At 42.8% G+C, this 18013-nt stretch carries 18 protein-coding genes and 1 other annotated feature; of the genes, 17 read left to right on the top strand and 1 reads right to left on the bottom strand.

Translation table 11 applies throughout. The annotated features are described in order from the left end of the window. The 13 genes from E6139_RS21035 to E6139_RS20975 all read left to right on the top strand — a co-directional run. A partial coding sequence (locus E6139_RS21035; RefSeq protein ID WP_316405503.1) for a cation diffusion facilitator family transporter occupies positions 1-759 on the top strand: 759 nt, incomplete at its 5' end. A gap of 180 nt (positions 760-939) precedes the next feature. Next, a complete protein-coding gene (locus E6139_RS21030; protein ID WP_316405502.1) occupies positions 940-2739 on the top strand; it encodes a glycerophosphodiester phosphodiesterase in 1800 nt (599 codons plus the stop codon). A gap of 180 nt (positions 2740-2919) precedes the next feature. After that, positions 2920-3426, top strand: a complete 507-nt coding sequence (locus E6139_RS21025) for a dUTP diphosphatase (RefSeq protein WP_316405501.1) — start codon at positions 2920-2922, stop codon at positions 3424-3426. A 29-nt stretch (positions 3427-3455) separates the two neighbouring features. Continuing rightward, positions 3456-4829: a DNA repair protein RadA gene (gene radA, locus E6139_RS21020; protein WP_316405500.1), complete on the top strand. Its 1374-nt coding sequence runs from the start codon at positions 3456-3458 to the stop codon at positions 4827-4829. Positions 4830-4920: 91 nt separating this feature from the next. Continuing rightward, entirely contained in the window at positions 4921-6075 is a 1155-nt protein-coding gene (locus tag E6139_RS21015) for a PIN/TRAM domain-containing protein (RefSeq protein ID WP_316405499.1), read from the top strand. Between the two features lie 98 nt (positions 6076-6173). After that, the gene (gene gltX, locus E6139_RS21010) at positions 6174-7631 is read left to right on the top strand and encodes a glutamate--tRNA ligase (RefSeq protein ID WP_316405498.1); all 1458 of its coding nucleotides are present in this window, start codon (positions 6174-6176) and stop codon (positions 7629-7631) included. Then, positions 7628-7828, top strand: a binding site (T-box leader). (Overlaps the previous gene by 4 nt.) 361 nt (positions 7829-8189) lie before the next feature. Beyond that, positions 8190-8723: a serine O-acetyltransferase EpsC gene (gene epsC, locus E6139_RS21005; protein ID WP_316405497.1), complete on the top strand. Its 534-nt coding sequence runs from the start codon at positions 8190-8192 to the stop codon at positions 8721-8723. Beyond that, positions 8716-10125, top strand: a complete 1410-nt coding sequence (cysS, locus tag E6139_RS21000) for a cysteine--tRNA ligase (RefSeq protein ID WP_316405496.1) — start codon at positions 8716-8718, stop codon at positions 10123-10125. The genes epsC and cysS overlap by 8 nt, the downstream gene beginning before the upstream one ends. Further along, positions 10125-10523 (top strand): Mini-ribonuclease 3, encoded by a 399-nt coding sequence (locus tag E6139_RS20995; RefSeq protein WP_316405495.1) that lies wholly within the window; start codon positions 10125-10127, stop codon positions 10521-10523. Before cysS ends, E6139_RS20995 begins: the two co-directional genes overlap by 1 nt. Then, positions 10513-11349, top strand: a complete 837-nt coding sequence (rlmB, locus tag E6139_RS20990) for a 23S rRNA (guanosine(2251)-2'-O)-methyltransferase RlmB (RefSeq protein ID WP_316405494.1) — start codon at positions 10513-10515, stop codon at positions 11347-11349. The genes E6139_RS20995 and rlmB overlap by 11 nt, the downstream gene beginning before the upstream one ends. After that, positions 11349-11876 (top strand): NYN domain-containing protein, encoded by a 528-nt coding sequence (locus E6139_RS20985; RefSeq protein ID WP_316405493.1) that lies wholly within the window; start codon positions 11349-11351, stop codon positions 11874-11876. Before rlmB ends, E6139_RS20985 begins: the two co-directional genes overlap by 1 nt. Before the next feature lie 70 nt (positions 11877-11946). Continuing rightward, positions 11947-12495, top strand: coding sequence for a sigma-70 family RNA polymerase sigma factor (locus tag E6139_RS20980; protein WP_316405492.1), 549 nt, complete (start codon positions 11947-11949; stop codon positions 12493-12495). A gap of 119 nt (positions 12496-12614) precedes the next feature. Beyond that, positions 12615-12860: a Veg family protein gene (locus E6139_RS20975; protein ID WP_316405491.1), complete on the top strand. Its 246-nt coding sequence runs from the start codon at positions 12615-12617 to the stop codon at positions 12858-12860. A gap of 90 nt (positions 12861-12950) precedes the next feature. Here E6139_RS20975 and mscL read toward each other — a convergent pair whose 3' ends face one another. Then, entirely contained in the window at positions 12951-13382 is a 432-nt protein-coding gene (mscL, locus tag E6139_RS20970) for a large conductance mechanosensitive channel protein MscL (protein ID WP_316405490.1), read from the bottom strand. 267 nt (positions 13383-13649) lie between these two features. On the opposite strand from mscL, the gene yfmF reads away from it, so the two are divergent. The 4 genes from yfmF to E6139_RS20950 all read left to right on the top strand — a co-directional run bounded on the left by yfmF (position 13650) and on the right by E6139_RS20950 (position 17980). Beyond that, entirely contained in the window at positions 13650-14912 is a 1263-nt protein-coding gene (gene yfmF, locus E6139_RS20965; protein ID WP_316405489.1) for an EF-P 5-aminopentanol modification-associated protein YfmF, read from the top strand. Continuing rightward, a complete protein-coding gene (gene yfmH, locus E6139_RS20960) occupies positions 14905-16197 on the top strand; it encodes an EF-P 5-aminopentanol modification-associated protein YfmH (protein ID WP_316405488.1) in 1293 nt (430 codons plus the stop codon). Before yfmF ends, yfmH begins: the two co-directional genes overlap by 8 nt. Positions 16198-16337: 140 nt before the next feature. Next, positions 16338-17063 (top strand): elongation factor P 5-aminopentanone reductase, encoded by a 726-nt coding sequence (gene ymfI / locus E6139_RS20955; protein ID WP_316405487.1) that lies wholly within the window; start codon positions 16338-16340, stop codon positions 17061-17063. Positions 17064-17113: 50 nt separating this feature from the next. After that, positions 17114-17980, top strand: a complete 867-nt coding sequence (locus tag E6139_RS20950) for a RodZ domain-containing protein (protein WP_316405486.1) — start codon at positions 17114-17116, stop codon at positions 17978-17980. Positions 17981-18013 lie beyond the last annotated feature (33 nt).

The raw sequence follows: 18013 nt of genomic DNA, 5'->3' as shown, positions 1-18013 counted from the left end.
AGCGAATTGCATCAATTCGGTGAAGGTCGGGCAAAATATTTTTTCAGTACGATCGTTGCCACGATGCTGTTTTTTGGTGGTGGTGCGTTAGGAATTTGGGAGGCGGTGGAAAAGCTTTTCCATCCCAGCCATGAAGTGGCGAATCCTTTGATCGTATTGGGGATTTTGGTTTTCGGTATTTTAGTCGAAGGCAGTTCGCTGCGGGTAGCGATCAAGGAAATTCATGAACTGAATACAGAGAAGCTGCCATTATTTAAATTTTTACACGAAAGCCGCCACAGTGAAATTCTGATCATTTTTACAGAAGATTTCTGTGCAGTGATTGGTTTAGTCTTGGCGATCGTCGGAACATTGCTGACGATGGTGACTGGAAACCCGATGTTTGATGCTTTGAGTGGATTATTGATCGGGATGATGCTGATGTTTGCGTCGATCTTTTTAGCGCGGGAATTTTACAGCCTGATCATCGGGGAAAGTGTGTCTAAGAATGACCTGATAAAAATCCAAGATGCCTTCAAACGGGAAGAAGTCAAAAAAGTGATCGACATCAAGACAGTCCATTTAGGTCCGACTGAAGTAATGATCGCTGCGAAAATCGATATCGCGGATTCTTATGAAGGCGTCAGTTATGACGTGGTGAACCAGATCGAGCGGGTAATCCGCAAAGCGTTGCCAGATAAAAAAGCCTATATTTATATCGAAACCGATGAGTTCGACCCAGACTATGATCGGAAACGCCAAACCCAATCGGACACATAAATCATTGTGCCGGTTTCTTTGCCAATGAACTTTGAGCAGTTTTTCAAAGGTCATTGGCAAGTTTTATAGGTTTGCCTATTTTTTCATGCTAGGTTTTCAGTTGAATGATATGCATGGCAAAGATCGGCTTCATTAAATTGAGCTGGCTGCCATTAATCTACTTAAAGGGGGTATCAAAAAATGTCATCACTACGATTCTTTTTCTCTTATTCAAGAGAGTTTCTCCGTCACTGGGGCAGCTACATTCTCTTGATCGTTGGAACGAATATCGTGCTAGAAATGCTGGTGATCCCCTGCGTTCAGTTTTTAGTGGCCTTTATTCTAAAAAGAGGGGAAATCCCTTACGTTTCTAACACCAACATCTTGACGATCTTAACGAAACATCCCGCTGTCTTGATCGCTTTGTTATTACTCTTGGCGCTAGTCTTAGCCCTAGTATTTCTGCAATTTACCTTTCAATTATTTGCCATTAAAAGTATTCAAACCAAGGAAGAACGTACTCTGTGGGAGCTGTTTAAGCAATCTCTTTACCACATGCGGCATTTGCGTCCAGAAACATTCTTTTTCTTCCTATTTTACTTTGTGCTGATTTTGCCCTTTGCCAATGCCATTTTCCGAACACCATTATTGAATAAAGTGACGATTCCGGTTTTCATTCTGGAATATTTAAGTGAAAATGGATTGTTTCTTCTATTATTAGTCGTTGCCTCGATTGCAGTGTCGTATATCGGAATCCGTCTGCTATTTGTGTTGCCGTTGATGATTTTCGCAGACGAATCGCCGAAACAGGCGATAGCCAAAAGCCTTGAGCTGACCCATCATCGTTATTGGCATTATGCGTGGCGGATCTTTGTTTTAACGGTTATTTTGACTCTAGTTTCCTATGTTGGTTATGGTGTGAGCTATGGGGCGCAACTAGTCTTTGATTTATTGCCGAAACCATTTCCTGCGATCGGCGCCATGGTCAACCTATCGAGTATCCAATTGTTCAGTCAATTGATGCTGGCATGGGCGACGGTTTTGTACTTCAGTATCTTGGTTCAAAAATTTTATCCGTTGATGATTAGCGGCGAACGTCCTTTGCGTCTGGTTCGACCAAGCTTTTGGACGCGGATTGCAGCCGCAGTGTTGTTTGTCTTTCTTGGGGGAACGACTCTGATCAGCAATGTGCTTTATTTAGCAGGTCTGGAAGATTCAATTCCGTTAACTATTTCTCATCGCGGAGTGGACAATGGTAACGGGGTGCAAAATACGATTTCGGCGATGGCTGCGACGATCAAAGAAAAACCTGATTATATCGAGATGGATATCCAAGAAACCAAAGACGGTCAATTTGTGGTTTTTCACGATAAAAATTTCAGAAAACTAACAGGTCGAGATAAAACCACCCATGAGCTGACTTTGGCTGAAGCCCAAGAGTTGCAGGCAGTCGAGAATGGCCATGTGGCACCGATTGCCAGTTTTGATGATTACTTAGCTTTTGCCAATGAGCATCAGCAAAAATTACTGATTGAAATTAAAACGACTTCAGCCGATTCTAAGGAAATGATCAATCGATTTATCGAAAAGTATCAGCAAACGATTTTGACTCATCACCATCGAATCCATTCCTTGGACTATGACGTAGTGACTGAGCTAAAAGAAAAGGCACCAAAGTTGTATGTCAGTTATGTCTTGCCTTATAATTTAGTATTCCCGCAAACACCGGCGAACGCTTATACGATGGAGGAAACGACCTTGACCAGTGATTTTGTTCGGCGGGCTCATCTTGAAGACAAGGACGTTTACGCCTGGACTGTTAACGATGCTGACTCGATGGATCGGATGGTCTCGTTGAATGTTAACGGGATCGTAACGGATGATCTTAAAACACTGCAGGAACAGATCAAAACATATGAAGAAAATCCTTCCTATGCGAAGCGAATCGATATGTATATCAATCGTCTACCAGCACTGGACGAGCGAATCAGCGAGAATTGATTTAGAGCGAAAAAAATTCATTAAATTTCCATAGAGTTTTCGCAAAAGATTTTCGAACAGATGCCCGCTCTATGGTAGAATAGCAATATATTTCACAAAGGCTGTCAGCTCTTTTGCAAGTTGTATGAGAAGAGTGACGGAGTGGAAAGTATCTGATTTTTAGAAAAAAAGGGGTTTATAATGAGAAAACGTGGTTTTGAAGTGACTGAAGCTTATCAGGATAAGAACATCAATTTACCGAAACGGGCAACGAAAAACGCGGCGGGGTATGATTTTGAAGCGGCCGAAGATATCGTGATCCCAGCGGTGTGGAAGCAAGTCATTCAGCATTTTACTAAAAATTCAGAGGTATCTGAAAAGATCGTGAAGCCAGTCTTGGTTCCTACTGGAATTAAGTCTTACATGAGGCACGATGAATATTTACAATTAGCGAATCGTTCAAGCAATCCGTTAAAACGTTTTTTGACGTTAAGCAACGGTGTTGGCGTGATCGACAGCGACTACTATAATAACCCAGACAATGAAGGGCATATTATGTTTCAATTTTCAAACTTTGGTTTAACCGATGTGCATATCAAAAAAGGCGAACGGATCGGACAAGGGATTTTCTTGCCGTTTCTTAAAGCTGACAATGATGAAGAAGGCGCTGAACGTACTGGTGGATTCGGTTCTTCAGACAAAAAATAAAATTTTAATCAACGAGTGAGGCGAAGGCTTTGGCGAAAAAATCCAAGACACAATTTATCTGCCAAGAATGCGGCTATGTTTCGCCGAAATATTTAGGAAGATGTCCTAACTGCGGTAATTGGAATACAATGGTGGAAGAGGTTGAGCAAAATCATCCCGAAGATCGCCGGAATCGGGTCAGTCTTACCGGTGAACGGGCGGTCCCCACTAAGCTGAAGGATGTCGTCTTTAAAAAGGAAACACGGATCCAAACGGAGTTAGCCGAGCTGAACCGTGTGCTGGGCGGGGGTGTGGTGCCAGGTTCTCTGGTATTGATTGGCGGAGATCCCGGAATTGGGAAATCTACCTTGCTGTTGCAAGTATCGCACCAATTGGCGGCTACTGGCGGGAATGTTCTGTATGTTTCCGGTGAAGAAAGTGCCCAGCAAATCAAATTGCGGGCGGAGCGTTTAGGCTCCAGCAAAACGGATTTCTATCTATATGCGGAGACAGACATGGGAGAAATCAGCCGGACGATTGAAAATCTTAAGCCAGATTATGTGATCATCGACTCGATCCAAACCATGACACAACCGGATATCACCAGCGTAGCAGGTTCTGTCAGCCAGGTTCGTGAAACAACAGCGGAACTATTGAAGCTGGCGAAAACCAATGGCATCGCGATTTTCATTGTTGGTCACGTGACTAAAGAAGGAAATATCGCGGGACCTCGGATGCTGGAGCATATGGTAGATACGGTTTTGTACTTTGAAGGCGAGCAGCATCACAGCTTCCGTATTTTACGAGCGGTAAAAAACCGTTTCGGCTCCACTAATGAGATCGGGATCTTCGAAATGCGAGAACAAGGCTTAGTCGAAGTTGCCAATCCTTCTCAGGTTTTCTTGGAGGAACGGCTGGAGGGTGCGACTGGATCGGCGATCGTGGTAGCAATGGAAGGCAGCCGACCAATTTTGGTGGAAGTTCAGGCGCTAGTAACACCGACCGTTTTCGGCAACGCAAAGCGAACGACAACGGGATTAGATTTCAATCGTGTCTCATTGATCATGGCTGTTCTGGAAAAACGAGCTGGTTTGCTGCTGCAGAATCAAGATGCCTACTTGAAAGCCGCAGGCGGCGTGAAATTAAATGAACCCGCCATTGACTTGGCTGTGGCTGTGGCGATTGCTTCCAGCTATAAAGAAAACGGCACGGAAGCGACCGAATGCTTTATTGGTGAAATCGGTTTGACCGGTGAGATTCGCCGGGTCAACAGCATCGAACAGCGCATCAAAGAAGCCAGCAAGCTAGGCTTTAAAAAAATCTATCTGCCTAAGAACAACATGGGCGAGTGGAACCCGCCGAAAGGAATCGAATTGATTCCGGTGGCGACCTTAGGAGAAACACTAAGAAAAGTATTTCGTTAATAAGCGGCAGTGCCAGAAGCATTTCTGGCACAGCCTTTATTCAAAGGTTTTTACCTTAAAAAAATAAATGAAAGAACTTAGGAGGGATGGCATGCAAAAACGTGTGTTAACAGTCATCGTTCTGATTGTTGGGATCAGTTTAGGAATCACTTTCTTACCAGCAGCGTGGACGGCAATTGGCAGTGCGAACAACTTGTGGTTGAATAATTCACTTACGAATGGCCTGATTGGTGCAATTATTTTTTATATTATTTCTTTGGTTATCGTAGAACCAATCACAGTTGGTGTGAAAAAAATAGAGAAACAATTAAATGAATTAAGCTTGACTTATATCTTATTTGGAGTGGTGGGTGCAATCTTAGGGTTGACCCTAGGGTTGATCGGAACGACACCTCTGTATCAGATCCCGATTCCATTCATCAACAGCGCATTACCGATTTTAATTATGCTGCTGTTAGGTTATTTAGGTTTTCGGATGGGAACGACGCGGATCGACGAGTTGAAGAAATTCTTCGGCGGACGTAACAAGAAGGCCGAAACGAATGAAGGCGAAGTATTAGAGCGTAAAGCGGACGATCACTTCCATAAATACAAAATCTTGGATACCAGCGTCATCATTGACGGACGTATCTACGATATTGCTAAGACCGGATTTTTAGAAGGCGTCTTAATGATTCCAAATTTTGTCTTGTATGAGCTGCAATACATCGCTGACTCTGGCGACAGCTTGAAACGCGTACGGGGCCGCCGCGGGTTAGATATCTTGAATTCTTTACAAAAAGAAGAAGGCATCGCCGTGGAAATGTATGATGGCGATTTTGAAGATATCAGCGAAGTCGACAGTAAATTAATCAAGCTGGCTAAATTATTAGACGGCGTAATCGTGACAAATGACTACAACTTGAATAAGGTTTCAGAGTTCCAAAACGTCGCAGTCTTGAACATCAATGCCTTAGCCAATGCGGTGAAACCAGTCGTGATTCCAGGTGAAAACATGAATGTTTTAGTCGTGAAAGCCGGAACAGAACGTCAGCAGGGGGTTGCTTATCTGGATGATGGCACCATGGTGGTCGTTGAGGACGGTCAGCATTATATGAACGAACACATCGAAGTAGTTGTAACGAGTGCCTTGCAAACAGCGGCGGGTCGCATGATATTTGCTAAACCTGCTCATTCAAGCCGCAACATCAAGGATGATTCACCCGAGAAAAAATTAGACTACAGCAACGGCAAAGCGGGAAAATAACACTGTAGCTTTACTAAACAGTGGATTGATTGTACAATTTAGGTTGAGTAGCAAATGGTTTTTAATTTGCTAAATAAGCGGGAAAGAGGAACTAATATATGTCGAAAATTCGTGTGCGCTATGCACCAAGTCCAACTGGACACTTACACATCGGAAACGCCCGAACTGCTTTGTTCAATTATCTATTTGCTCGCCACCATGATGGAGACTTCATCATCCGGATCGAGGACACTGATTTAAAAAGAAACATCGAAGGCGGCGAAAAAAGCCAGTTAGAAAATTTAGCTTGGCTAGGCATCGACTGGGATGAATCACCAGAAAATCCTGGGAAATACGGTCCTTACCGTCAATCAGAACGACGCGATGTTTATCAACCGTTGATCGATCAATTGTTGATGAGCAACTTAGCGTATAAATGCTACTGTACTTCTGAAGAATTAGAAGCTGAACGTGAAGCACAACGTGCTCGCGGTGAGATGCCTCATTACGGCGGCAAGTGCGCGAATTTGACTCCAGAAGAGCAGGCGGAAAAAGAAGCACAAGGGTTAGAGCCGGTTATTCGCTTCCGCGTTCCTCGTAATACTAGCTTTGCTTTTGATGACATGGTCAAAGGTGAAATCAGCTTTGAATCGGACAATGTCGGCGGTGATTTTATCATTCAAAAACGTGATGGTATGCCGACTTATAACTTTGCCGTAGCGGTGGATGACCATCTGATGAAGATTACGCACGTATTGCGGGGCGATGATCATATCGCGAATACGCCAAAACAGTTGATGATTTATGATGCTTTTGGTTGGCCGCGACCAACGTTTGGTCATATGACATTAATCATTAACACCGAGACTGGGAAAAAATTAAGTAAACGTGATGAAAGTATTCTGCAATTCATCGAACAATATCGCGAACTAGGGTATTTACCTGAAGCGATGTTTAACTTTATCGCCTTGCTTGGCTGGTCTCCAGTCGGCGAAGACGAGATCTTCCCGCAAGATGAATTGATCAAGATATTCGATACAAACCGTTTGAGCAAATCACCAGCAGCGTTTGATCCGAAAAAACTAGAATGGGTCAATAATCACTATATCAAAGCGATGGATTTGGATAAATTAACAGACTTGTGCTTGCCTTATTTAATCAAGGCTGGTAAAGTCGAAGAAAATCCAACACCTGAACGTAAAGCTTGGGTAAAACGGGTGGTCAGCCTGTACCAACCGCAAATGAGCTATGCAGCGGAAATTACTGAAGTATCCAGCTTATTCTTCCAAGATCAGCTTGAGTTAGACGACGCAGCGAAGGAAGTTTTAGCGGGTGAAGGTGTTTCAACAGTATTGAATGCCTTCAAAGCACAGCTAGAAGCAATGGAAACAGTTGATGCGGCTGGTGTTTTAGCGGCGATCAAGGCGGTTCAAAAGGAAACAGGTATTAAAGGAAAGAACCTTTGGATGCCGATCCGTGTAGCGGTAAGCGGCGTGGTTCATGGACCAGAATTACCAGAAACAGTTGAAATCTTAGGCAAGGAAAAAGCCTTAGCACATTTAGCTCAAGTAATGTAAACACATAGAAGAGAAGAAGTAGTAGCTGGCGATTTTTCAGAGAGACTGCGGGTGGTGGAAGCAGTCAAATCAATATCTACGAAATGCATCTCCGAGTGGTCTTGGCGATACGTAGCCAAGAACGGTTCACAGACGTTACCTGTTTTGAGGCAGATATTCTGCAAACAAAAGTGGGACCACGTTCAAGCGTCTTTTGAGGAAACTCAAAAGACGCTTTTTTGTCAGTTTTTCTTCACGCTTTAGCGTGATTAGAAAAATGATATGCGCAGCGAAAATAAAGTCATTTTTTGTTTTTTGAAAAATGGCATCATCAATATGAGTTAGCTGTCAGTTACGCTTTTCGCAGTTTTGTGTTGTACAAGGGTCAAATAAGGATTTTTAACTAAACTATAGATGCATAGTTTAGCGGAATCGTATGCGAAACGACTATAAGATCATTTTTCTGGTTTTTGGAAAAATGAGTTCCTTAATTGGAGATAGCTTAATAGCAGGAAATTGGAAATTTGTTGAATGTTTTATGGGGGAAAAAATCTAAAAATAAAAAAGGGGTTGAAGTAAATGGGATGGTGGCAAGAAGCAATCGCAGCAGCGAAGAGAAATGATCCGGCAGTTAGGACAGGCGTAGAAGTTGTACTTACATATCCAGGTGTGCATGCATTATTTTTCCATAGAATCTCACATTTTCTTTATCGGCACGACTGGTTTTTGTTGGCACGGATTCATTCGCAATTTTGGCGTTTTTTAACGGGTATCGAGATTCATCCCGGAGCCAAAATCGCTCCTGGTGTTTTTATCGATCACGGAATGGGTGTCGTGATCGGTGAAACGGCAGAAGTGGAGCGAGATGTCGTTTTGTTTCATGGGGTGACATTAGGCGGAACGGGAAAGGACACTGGAAAACGGCATCCAACGGTACGTCAAGGTGCGTTTATTTCGGCAAATGCGCAGATTTTAGGACCAATTGAAATCGGTGCAGGAAGTAAAATCGGCGCAGGTGCGGTAGTATTAAAGGATATCCCGGCCGACGCGACCGCTGTTGGTGTACCAGCAAAAGTAGCAAGATTACATGGAAAGAAGGTTCAACATGATTAAAATACACAACACATTGACACGAGAAAAAGAGATATTCAAACCAATTGAAGAGAACAAAGTCCGAATGTATGTCTGCGGACCAACGGTTTACAATTATATCCATATCGGCAACGCCCGCAGTACGATTGCATTTGATGTGATCCGCCGTTATTTTGAATACCGCGGCTACGAAGTGAATTATGTCTCGAACTTTACTGACGTTGATGACAAAATCATCAAAGCGGCAAAGGAGTTGTCAATTACCGCGCCAGAAGTAGCGGATCGTTTTATCGCAGCCTTTGAAGAAGATACTGCGGCATTGAATGTGAAGCCGGCGACGCTGCATCCGCGAGTAATCAATCATATTCCTGATATTTTAAGCTTTATCGAAACCTTGATCGACAAAGGCTATGCCTATGAAGCAGAAGGCGATGTCTATTATCGCACTCGGAAGTTTGAACATTATGGGGAGCTAAGTGATCAGTCGATCGATGAACTAGAAGTAGGTGCTAGTCAAAGAACAGGTGCAGAGCAGTCGATTAAAGAAGACCCCTTGGATTTTGCATTATGGAAAAGCGCGAAGCCCGATGAAATATTTTGGGAGTCTCCTTGGGGCAAAGGACGTCCAGGCTGGCATATCGAGTGCTCAGTCATGGCAACGAAACATTTAGGCGACACCATTGATATTCATGGTGGTGGACAAGACTTGGAATTTCCTCATCATGAAAACGAGATTGCCCAAAGTGAAGCGAAAACCGGTCAGCGTTTTGCGAACTATTGGATGCATAACGGCTATGTTACGATCGGTGAAGATGACGCGAAAATGAGTAAGTCGCTAGGAAACTTTGTAACGGTGCACGATATGGTTAAAGAGATTGATCCGCAAATTTTGCGCTTCTTTATGGCAACTACTCAATACCGTCGCCCAATCCGTTACAGCGAAGCGACTATGAAAGATGCTCAAGCCAATCTGCAAAAACTACGGACAGCCTTTGAAAATACGACCTTCCGCCAAATAACGGCTGAGGCTGAACTAGCCGATGATCAAGAAAAAATCGTTGAAATACAGGCACTGAAGGATCGTTTTATCGAAGAGATGGACGACGACTTTAATGCGGCAAACGGGATCACGGTTGTTTATGAATTGGCGAAATGGCTGAATAGTTATAGCGAACAAGAAAAAGTATCGACAGTAGTTATCGCTTCTGCGTTAGAAGAATTTACGAAGATGCTGAACGTTTTTGGGATTGAATTCCAAACAGCTGGCTTATTAGATGAAGAAATCGACCAATTAATCGAAGAACGTAATCAAGCACGGAAAGATAAAAACTTTGCCCGCAGCGATGAGATCCGTGACCAATTAAAAGAACAAGGAATCATTTTAGAAGACACCCCGCAAGGCGTCCGTTGGAGACGAGCATAATGGCAGATTATAAACAATTAAACGCGTTGGCTCTCGCTTATGTAGGCGACGCAATCTATGAAACGTACGTGCGGGATTATCTTGTTCGTCAAGGGCAAACGCGCCCAAATAAACTACATCACATGGCGACCCATTATGTTTCTGCCAAGGCTCAAGCAACGCTGATCCAAAAAATGATCGATGATGGTATGCTGTCAGAAGAAGAAGAAGGTATCTATCGGCGAGGACGTAATGCCAAAAGCTATACCTCAGCCAAAAATACCGACATCATGACCTATCGTATGTCTACTGGATTCGAAGCATTGATGGGGTATCTGCATTTATTAGAACGACAAGAGCGATTGGAAGAATTGATCATGTGGTGTTTAGAGAAAGCGGGTGAAATGAATGAAGGATAAGAAACAGCGTCGAGGCAATGATCGACGGAATCAGCGGAACAACGATCGATCTAAAGATCGCCGTAAAGAAAAAGAAATAGAAGCAATTGAATCAGAAGAAAACAATTTTGTCTTCGGGCATCATGCCAGCGTCGAAGCGCTTCAGGCTGGTCGAGGAAATAAGTTATTCATGCAAGAGGACGCTCATGGTGACAAGATCGATCAGCTGAAAAGCTTGGCTAAGGAACAAGCAGTTCCTGTCAAATGGGTTCCCAAACAAAAACTGGATACATTGAGCGACGGTGGTGTTCATCAAGGGATCGTTCTAGGGATCACACCTTATGAGTACTTGACTTTAGATGACTTAATGGCAAAAACGTCATCAGAAGAAGCACCATTTTTACTGATTTTAGACAGCTTGGAAGATCCTCATAATTTTGGTTCGATCTTACGGACAGCAGACGCCAGTGGTGTATCAGGAGTAATCATTCCAAAACATCGGTCGGTCGGGATCACACCCGTCGTAACGAAGGCTTCAACAGGTGCTGTGGAATATGTACCGATCGCTCGAGTGACGAACTTGGCTCAAAGCATCAAGCAGCTAAAAGAGGCTGGCTATTGGATCTTTGGAACGGATATGGCAGGAACTGATTATCGTCAGTGGAAGGTCTCAGGTCCAATTGCGTTGATTATTGGCAATGAGGGTAAAGGGATGAGTGCCGGCTTGAAAAAGGAAGTCGATGAGATGTTGACGATCCCTATGACAGGACATGTCCAAAGTCTAAATGCAGGAGTCGCAGCTGGCTTATTAATGTACGAAGTCTTCCGAAAGCGAAGTGATTCGTAATGAAAAAACAGCTATTGATCGTTGATGGATATAATATGATCGGCGCGTGGCCTGAATTAACGTTACTGAAAAATCAGGATCGTCTAGAAGAAGCACGGGAAGCTCTGCTATTTCGCTTGTCGAACTTCGCTAAGTACCAAGGATTAGAAACGATCGTTGTATTTGATGCACAATTTGTTCCAGGAATCACCCAAAGCTTTCAGAAATACCAGCTGACAGTCGTCTTTACTAAAGAAGATGAAACGGCCGATAGCTATATCGAGCGGATCGCTGGCGAACTGAATGACCGTCTGACCCAAGTAACTGTAGCCACTAGTGATCTGGCTGAACAATGGACGATTTTTTCTCAAGGAGCACTGCGAACATCCGCGCGCGAGTTGTATAAAACCGTCCAGCAAACCGAAGCATTAATTACAGGGGATACAAAAGATACGCATTTTCAAAATTTTCGACGCAATTCTCCCTGGAATAATGAACAATTGCAAAAATTGTCTCAAAAACTGGACGAATTAAGCAAAAAAAAATAAATCGACTGTCGACACCCCTCTCTTCCTAACAAAGCGTGTATGCTTTTAGGTGTTGAGAGGGGTGTTTAATTTGGAAGATGCAACGCGTATGAAAGAAATTGATGGTTCTGATTTTGAAGAAATGTTTAGTCAATATTTACCCATAGTTTACAACATGTATTCTCGTTACTCGATTCGTGATTTTGATTTTGATGATTGGCTGCAAGAGGGGCGGATTGCCCTGGACAGTGCACTAAAAAGTTACCGTAAGGGACATGGGACGACGTTTGGTTTATATTACAAGATGATTTTTGAGAATCGCATTCGTTCTATTTTACGTCGCCAGAAAGCAAAAAAACGTTGGGCTCAACAACAAGCTGTTTCAATTGAAAAGGTCGGTATCGAAGCCTTCAGCGAACAGTGCAAATACCATGAGTATATGGATGAAAACTTATATATTAGCGAGCTGCTGTTGGCAGGTGAGATTCCATTTTCTTCGTTAGAAAACCGCTCATTGTATTACTATTTACAGGGGGAAGATCCCTTTATGATCGCGGAACACTTGGATGAAACAGAAAAGGCGATCAATAACGCATTAAATCGCGCAAAAAATAAAATAAAGAGAAAAATATCTAATTGAACACATAATTTTCTGCACTTCCGGTCATTTTAGCGAGTAAGAGTTTGCAAATTTTTTTATCTTATGATAACATTGAAAAGTTTTAGTTTTGTGCTATAATATATCTTGAGGTGAACTGTATGCCAACAACTTTAGCGTCTATCAAGAAAAACTTGGAAGACCGGATTGGTGCTCCAATCATGCTTGTAGCTCAGACGGGACGCAAGCGCCAAACGCAACGTAAAGGTATTCTTACCGAGACTTATCCTTCCGTATTCGTCGTTGATTTGGACCCAGAAGAAAATTCTTTCGAACGTGTTTCATACAGCTATTCCGATGTATTGACTCGCACAGTAGAGATCGAATTTTTATCAGAAGCAATTTAAAAACCATGGAGCATTTGCTCCATGGTTTTTATTTTACCTGTTAGGCTTTTTGTAGTTTATCGCACTTTTGCTTAAAAAAACGGATATAAACTAGTTGTCTTCATGTTTGATCTTATTTTGCTCAATCAAAAGATCGCGAATGTCTGCTAAATAATCTTCAGCTGTTGGTACAGCCATCTCTGGTACAGCAGCTTCCTCTTCTGGTTTTGCTTTTTTTGCTTTGTTGGCTGCTTTAACAATCAAGAACAGGACGAAACCTGTAATAACAAAGGTGATCAATGCACTGACGACATCGCCAAAAGCAAAGGTTACACCTTTTACAGGACTCCAGTCTAAGATCGACATCGCTTCGTTCAAATCTTTCCCATTAGTGAATAATGAAACGATCAGACCTACAAGAGGAGTGATCAGTCCATTTACTACATTCGTTACAATTGCAGTAAACGCAGAACCGATTACTACACCAACAGCAAGATCGAGGACATTGCCCCGCATTAGAAATTCCTTAAATTCTTTAATCATAATGACACTCCTTGTATTAATGTATTAATTTTTTCTCCAGAAAAAAATCGTTCGATGCTTAATCCGTATGCCAAGCTACTAACTGTTTCTACTCACAGATTAAGTCAAATGAGCAAAGCCGGCATTCTCTAAGCTACCTCTAATTTCAGTATAGCGAAAGAAGAAAAAAATTTGAAATAAAACAAACTGTCGGCTAAGGTTGATTTCAGTCCTTAGGCAGTGCCTGTGCTATAATTAGCCTTAATGATAAGACAAAGGAGCTTAGCGATGATCGAATTAAAAAAAGGCGTGCGTCTGCACGTGATCGCGACCAAAAAATACAAAACGATTCAAATCTACGGGCGATTTACCACCCGTTTAACCAAAGAAATTATGACTAAACGAGCACTTTTGGCGAACCTGTTGGAGACCAATTCTTTGCGCTATTCCGACCAGACCAAATTAAGTGGACAATTGGCGGAGCTTTATGGTGCCAGCTTTGGTCTAAATGTTGGACGCAAAGGAAACCTACATTGGATGGACATCGGTCTTGGCGTCGTTAATGGAAAATATGTGAATGATCCGACCCTTTTACCTTCAGCAATGGATTTTTTGAGGGAAGTGTTATTCTATCCAAATATCCACGATGGAAAATTTGATGAACAAACGTTCCAATTGGAAAAAGAAAATCTGCAAAGCTATATCGAAACTTTGCATGAGGACAAGCAGACGATGGCCTCCTTAAAGATCAAAGAGACCTATTTCACAGACGAAGCGCAAAAATTCCCAAGCTTTGGGACGGTTGCAGATTTGGAAGGTGAGACAAATGAAGGGCTGGCAGCTTATTATCACGAGATGATTACACAAGATCAAGTCGACCTGTTTGTGATCGGGGATGTAGAAGAAGCCGAAATGACAGAATTATTCAAGCAGCTGCCTTTTACAGATCGCGAAGAAAGCTTCCCAGCGATCTACTATTATCAAGTCAATGACAATGTGATTCGGGAACAGCAAGTACAGGAAACTGTGACACAAGGAAAGCTGAACCTTGCCTATGCCACGGATATTTACTATGAAGATATTGATCGTTTTGCTTTGTTAGTTTTCAACGGTTTGTTCGGCGGATTTCCCCATTCGAAACTCTTTATGAATGTACGGGAAAAAGCGAGCTTGGCATATTATGCATCCAGCTCATTCGATACTTTCCGTGGGTATTTACAGGTGCAGACGGGGATCAACAGTGATAACCGAGAAAAGGTCTTGCATTTGATTAATGAACAGCTGTTGGAGCTGCAGGCGGGCAATTTTACAGAGTTGGCTTTCCAGCAAACCAAAGCGATGTTGAAAAATCATTATTTACTGGGCTTGGACAGCATGCAAAATACGATCGAGACGACTTACTTGGCGCAATGGCTGCCGCAAAGTAAACTAACAGACGAAGAATGGCTGAGGCGCTTGGCGGCGGTGACACCGAAAGATGTCCAAAAAGTCGCGAAGAAAATTCGTCTGCAAGCGATCTTCTTCTTAGATGGAGGGCAGCAGAATGGATAAATTAGCATATCAAAAAATCAATGAGACCTTATATAAAGAGGTATTACCAAACGGCTTAACGGTCTACTTGCTGCCGAAAGCAGGGTATCACAAGACATACGGTCTATTCAGCACGAATTATGGATCGATCGACAATGAGTTTGTCCCTCGTGGTGGTACCGACTACATCAAAGTTCCTGACGGAATTGCCCACTTTTTAGAACACAAGATGTTCGAAAAAGAAGATGGGGATGTTTTCCAAAAATTTGGTGAACAAGGAGCCTCAGCAAATGCCTTCACGAGCTTCACTCGGACCAGCTACCTGTTTTCTACTACAGATCAGCTGGAATTAAACTTGGCAACCTTACTGGATTTTGTTCAAGAGCCTTATTTTACCGAAGAATCTGTGCAAAAAGAGCAGGGGATCATTGGTCAAGAGATCCAAATGTATCAGGATGATCCAAGCTGGCAGCAGTTTTTCGCGATTCTTAAAAATATGTATCCAAAACATCCGCTGCATATCGATATCGCGGGAACGATCGATTCGATCGCTGAGATCACGGCTGAGGATCTGTATACGTGCTACAATACGTTCTATCATCCAAGCAACATGACGTTGTTTGTTGTAGGAAATTTGGAGCCTGAAGCTTTAATGGAGTTCATTCGTGAAAATCAAGCTACGAAAACATTTGAAGCTCCAGAACCGATTCTGCGTCGTTTCCCGGCAGAAACACCAGATGAAATCATCAGGCTAAGCGAAGAAAAAATGCCGATTACGATGCCAAAAGCCATCGTTGGAGTCAAAGGGTTAGCTGAGTTGCCGGCTGACGATAAAGAGCGTCTAATCTTCAAGGTTTCGATGGACCTGCTATTCCAAATGCTTGTTGGGACCACATCGCAGAATTATTTGCGCTTATACAATGAAGGCTTGTTGGATGATAGCTTCGGCTATGAATTTTCACTAGATCGCAGCTTCTATTTTGCGGACTTCGGTGGCGACAGCGAAGAACCGCAAAAACTGGCAGATCGTTTAACGGAGATTTTGCTGCATTTCGACAGTGATCCAGAGGTCAACGAGAAAAATCTCGTTTTACTGAAGAAAAAAATGCTAGGCAAATATTTCCAATCACTAAATTCACTCGAATATGTTGCCAATCAATTCACGCAATCCTTATTTGGGGAATGGACCTTATTCGATATGCCGGAAATCATCCAAGAAATCGAACTAGCTGATGTTTTGGAAGCCGGGAAACTATTTATAAAAGAAGAGGGCTTCACTCGTTTTTATATGGAAAAGGATGAATAAGCTTCTCTAGATTCGTAAATTGTTAGTTAGCTTTACGCAGTTAATCAGTCTGCTAATCTTACTCGGATTAGATTAGCAGAGTTTTTTTGAGATTTTAGGTTACAAAAAGCCATATATTCAGATGAAATAGGAGACATCAAATGCCTTATGCTTTAGTAATGGGTGCCAGTGGAGATATCGGTCAAGCGGTTTGCGAAAAATTGGCGGGGCAAGGCTGGTCTCTCTACTGCCACTATAATCAGCAAAAAGAAAAAGTTTTAAATTTCGTTTCAGACTTACAGAAACGTTATCCTCAGCAAGATTTTTTTATGGTATCCTTAGACATGTTGAAGGAAGCGGAGATTCCTAACTTCCTAGACCAATTATTCCAAGTAGACGGAATCGTCTTTGCTTCAGGATTTACTTTTTATGAGTTGTTTCCAGAAACAAAAGCCGATCAAATGGAAGCCTTATGGCAGGTCCATTTGAAGACACCGCTGCTCCTGCTACAGGGGCTACAGGAGAAATTGGCCCAGAACAGTAATGGACGCGTCGTATTTATCGGCTCAGTCTATGGCCATCGCGGCAGCAGTATGGAGACGGTTTACAGCGCGGTAAAAGGCGCGCAAGAAGCCTTTGCAAAAGCGTATGCGAAGGAAGTTGCGACTTTAGGGATTACAGTTAACGTGGTAGCACCAGGAGCTGTTCAAACTAAAATGAATAATAATTGGAATCCGCATGAGTTAGCAGAATTAAAAGCGGAGATTCCCTTAGGTCGTTTGGCTGACCCAATAGAGATCGCGGCAGCCTGCACATATTTATTTTCAAAAGAAGCCAGCTATACAACCGGCATCGTTTTACCTGTCGCCGGCGGCTGGATGGAATAAAATCGGAACGTATATCGTTCCATAATTACGAATTAGGGGTAGAGAATCAAGTGGCTAGTATTAATATTGGAGAAACGTTACGCAAAGCCCGTATCGATAAAAAAATTAGTTTAGATGAGCTGCAGCAACGCACCAAAATCCAAAAACGTTATTTGCTGGCGATTGAAGAAAATGATTTTCAAGAGCTGCCCAGCGATTATTATTTGCGGACGTTTATTCGACAATATGCTGATGAGGTAAAACTTGACGGCAATCATTTGCTCGATGTATTGGATGGGAAGGATCGGCCGTTGCCGACGTATCCTGAGCTGGAAACCGTCGATGGGCTGAGAAAAAATAAACATGCTGAAAGTCCCACTCGGGCCCGTTTTAGAGCAACGCTTCCTATGGTTCTCTTAGGGTTGGTGGCATTGGCAATTATCTCGGTAGTAGGGTACATGACTTGGCTGGATCACCAAGAAACTGCAATTATTCCGGAAAATAGTTCTGTTCAAGTCGAACGTTCAGATGACTCTTCATCAGCACCTGAAAAGGTTTCGTCGTCACAACCAAAACCAACGACGGAATCATCAAAAAAACCAGAGAAACCAAAAATGGCACTTGCGATGGAAAACAACACGACAAATGCAGCAACGATGAAAGTTGATCAGGCAGAGAAACCGTTAAAAATCACCTTCACTGCTAAAGAACGCGTCTGGATCGGCGTACGGGTCAACGAAGCTTGGACCTATGAGAAAACATTGAATCCAGGAGAAACAGAGACCACCGAATTAGCGGCTGATACTGCTCAAGCAATCATTACGATTGGTATGGCAAAATACGCTGAGATCAAAGTCAACGATCAGGTTCTTGACTTCCAACCGGGAGAGTCGTTATTACAAAAGAACGTGACATTGAATATCGCCTATGCATCTTAGCCGCGTACTTAAATCGAATTAGGAGGAATCAAC

It is taken from the genome of Enterococcus sp., assembly GCF_032555305.1.
GTDB lineage: Bacteria > Bacillota > Bacilli > Lactobacillales > Enterococcaceae > Enterococcus_A.
The sequence above is the reverse complement of the archived record's forward strand: the minus strand, read 5'-3'. Positions and strand labels throughout refer to the sequence as shown.

What these genes read in the sequence shown, in the direction of transcription:
- E6139_RS20975 (WP_316405491.1), top strand. Translation starts at nt 12,615, where the DNA reads ATGCCAACAACTTTAGCGTCTATCAAGAAAAACTTGGAAGACCGGATT.
- ymfI (WP_316405487.1), top strand. Translation starts at nt 16,338, where the DNA reads ATGCCTTATGCTTTAGTAATGGGTGCCAGTGGAGATATCGGTCAAGCG.
- yfmH (WP_316405488.1), top strand. Translation starts at nt 14,905, where the DNA reads ATGGATAAATTAGCATATCAAAAAATCAATGAGACCTTATATAAAGAG.
- E6139_RS21015 (WP_316405499.1), top strand. Translation starts at nt 4,921, where the DNA reads ATGCAAAAACGTGTGTTAACAGTCATCGTTCTGATTGTTGGGATCAGT.
- gltX (WP_316405498.1), top strand. Translation starts at nt 6,174, where the DNA reads ATGTCGAAAATTCGTGTGCGCTATGCACCAAGTCCAACTGGACACTTA.
- yfmF (WP_316405489.1), top strand. Translation starts at nt 13,650, where the DNA reads ATGATCGAATTAAAAAAAGGCGTGCGTCTGCACGTGATCGCGACCAAA.
- E6139_RS20995 (WP_316405495.1), top strand. Translation starts at nt 10,125, where the DNA reads ATGGCAGATTATAAACAATTAAACGCGTTGGCTCTCGCTTATGTAGGC.
- E6139_RS21025 (WP_316405501.1), top strand. Translation starts at nt 2,920, where the DNA reads ATGAGAAAACGTGGTTTTGAAGTGACTGAAGCTTATCAGGATAAGAAC.
- rlmB (WP_316405494.1), top strand. Translation starts at nt 10,513, where the DNA reads ATGAAGGATAAGAAACAGCGTCGAGGCAATGATCGACGGAATCAGCGG.
- epsC (WP_316405497.1), top strand. Translation starts at nt 8,190, where the DNA reads ATGGGATGGTGGCAAGAAGCAATCGCAGCAGCGAAGAGAAATGATCCG.
- E6139_RS20985 (WP_316405493.1), top strand. Translation starts at nt 11,349, where the DNA reads ATGAAAAAACAGCTATTGATCGTTGATGGATATAATATGATCGGCGCG.
- E6139_RS21030 (WP_316405502.1), top strand. Translation starts at nt 940, where the DNA reads ATGTCATCACTACGATTCTTTTTCTCTTATTCAAGAGAGTTTCTCCGT.
- mscL (WP_316405490.1), bottom strand. Translation starts at nt 13,382, where the DNA reads ATGATTAAAGAATTTAAGGAATTTCTAATGCGGGGCAATGTCCTCGAT.
- cysS (WP_316405496.1), top strand. Translation starts at nt 8,716, where the DNA reads ATGATTAAAATACACAACACATTGACACGAGAAAAAGAGATATTCAAA.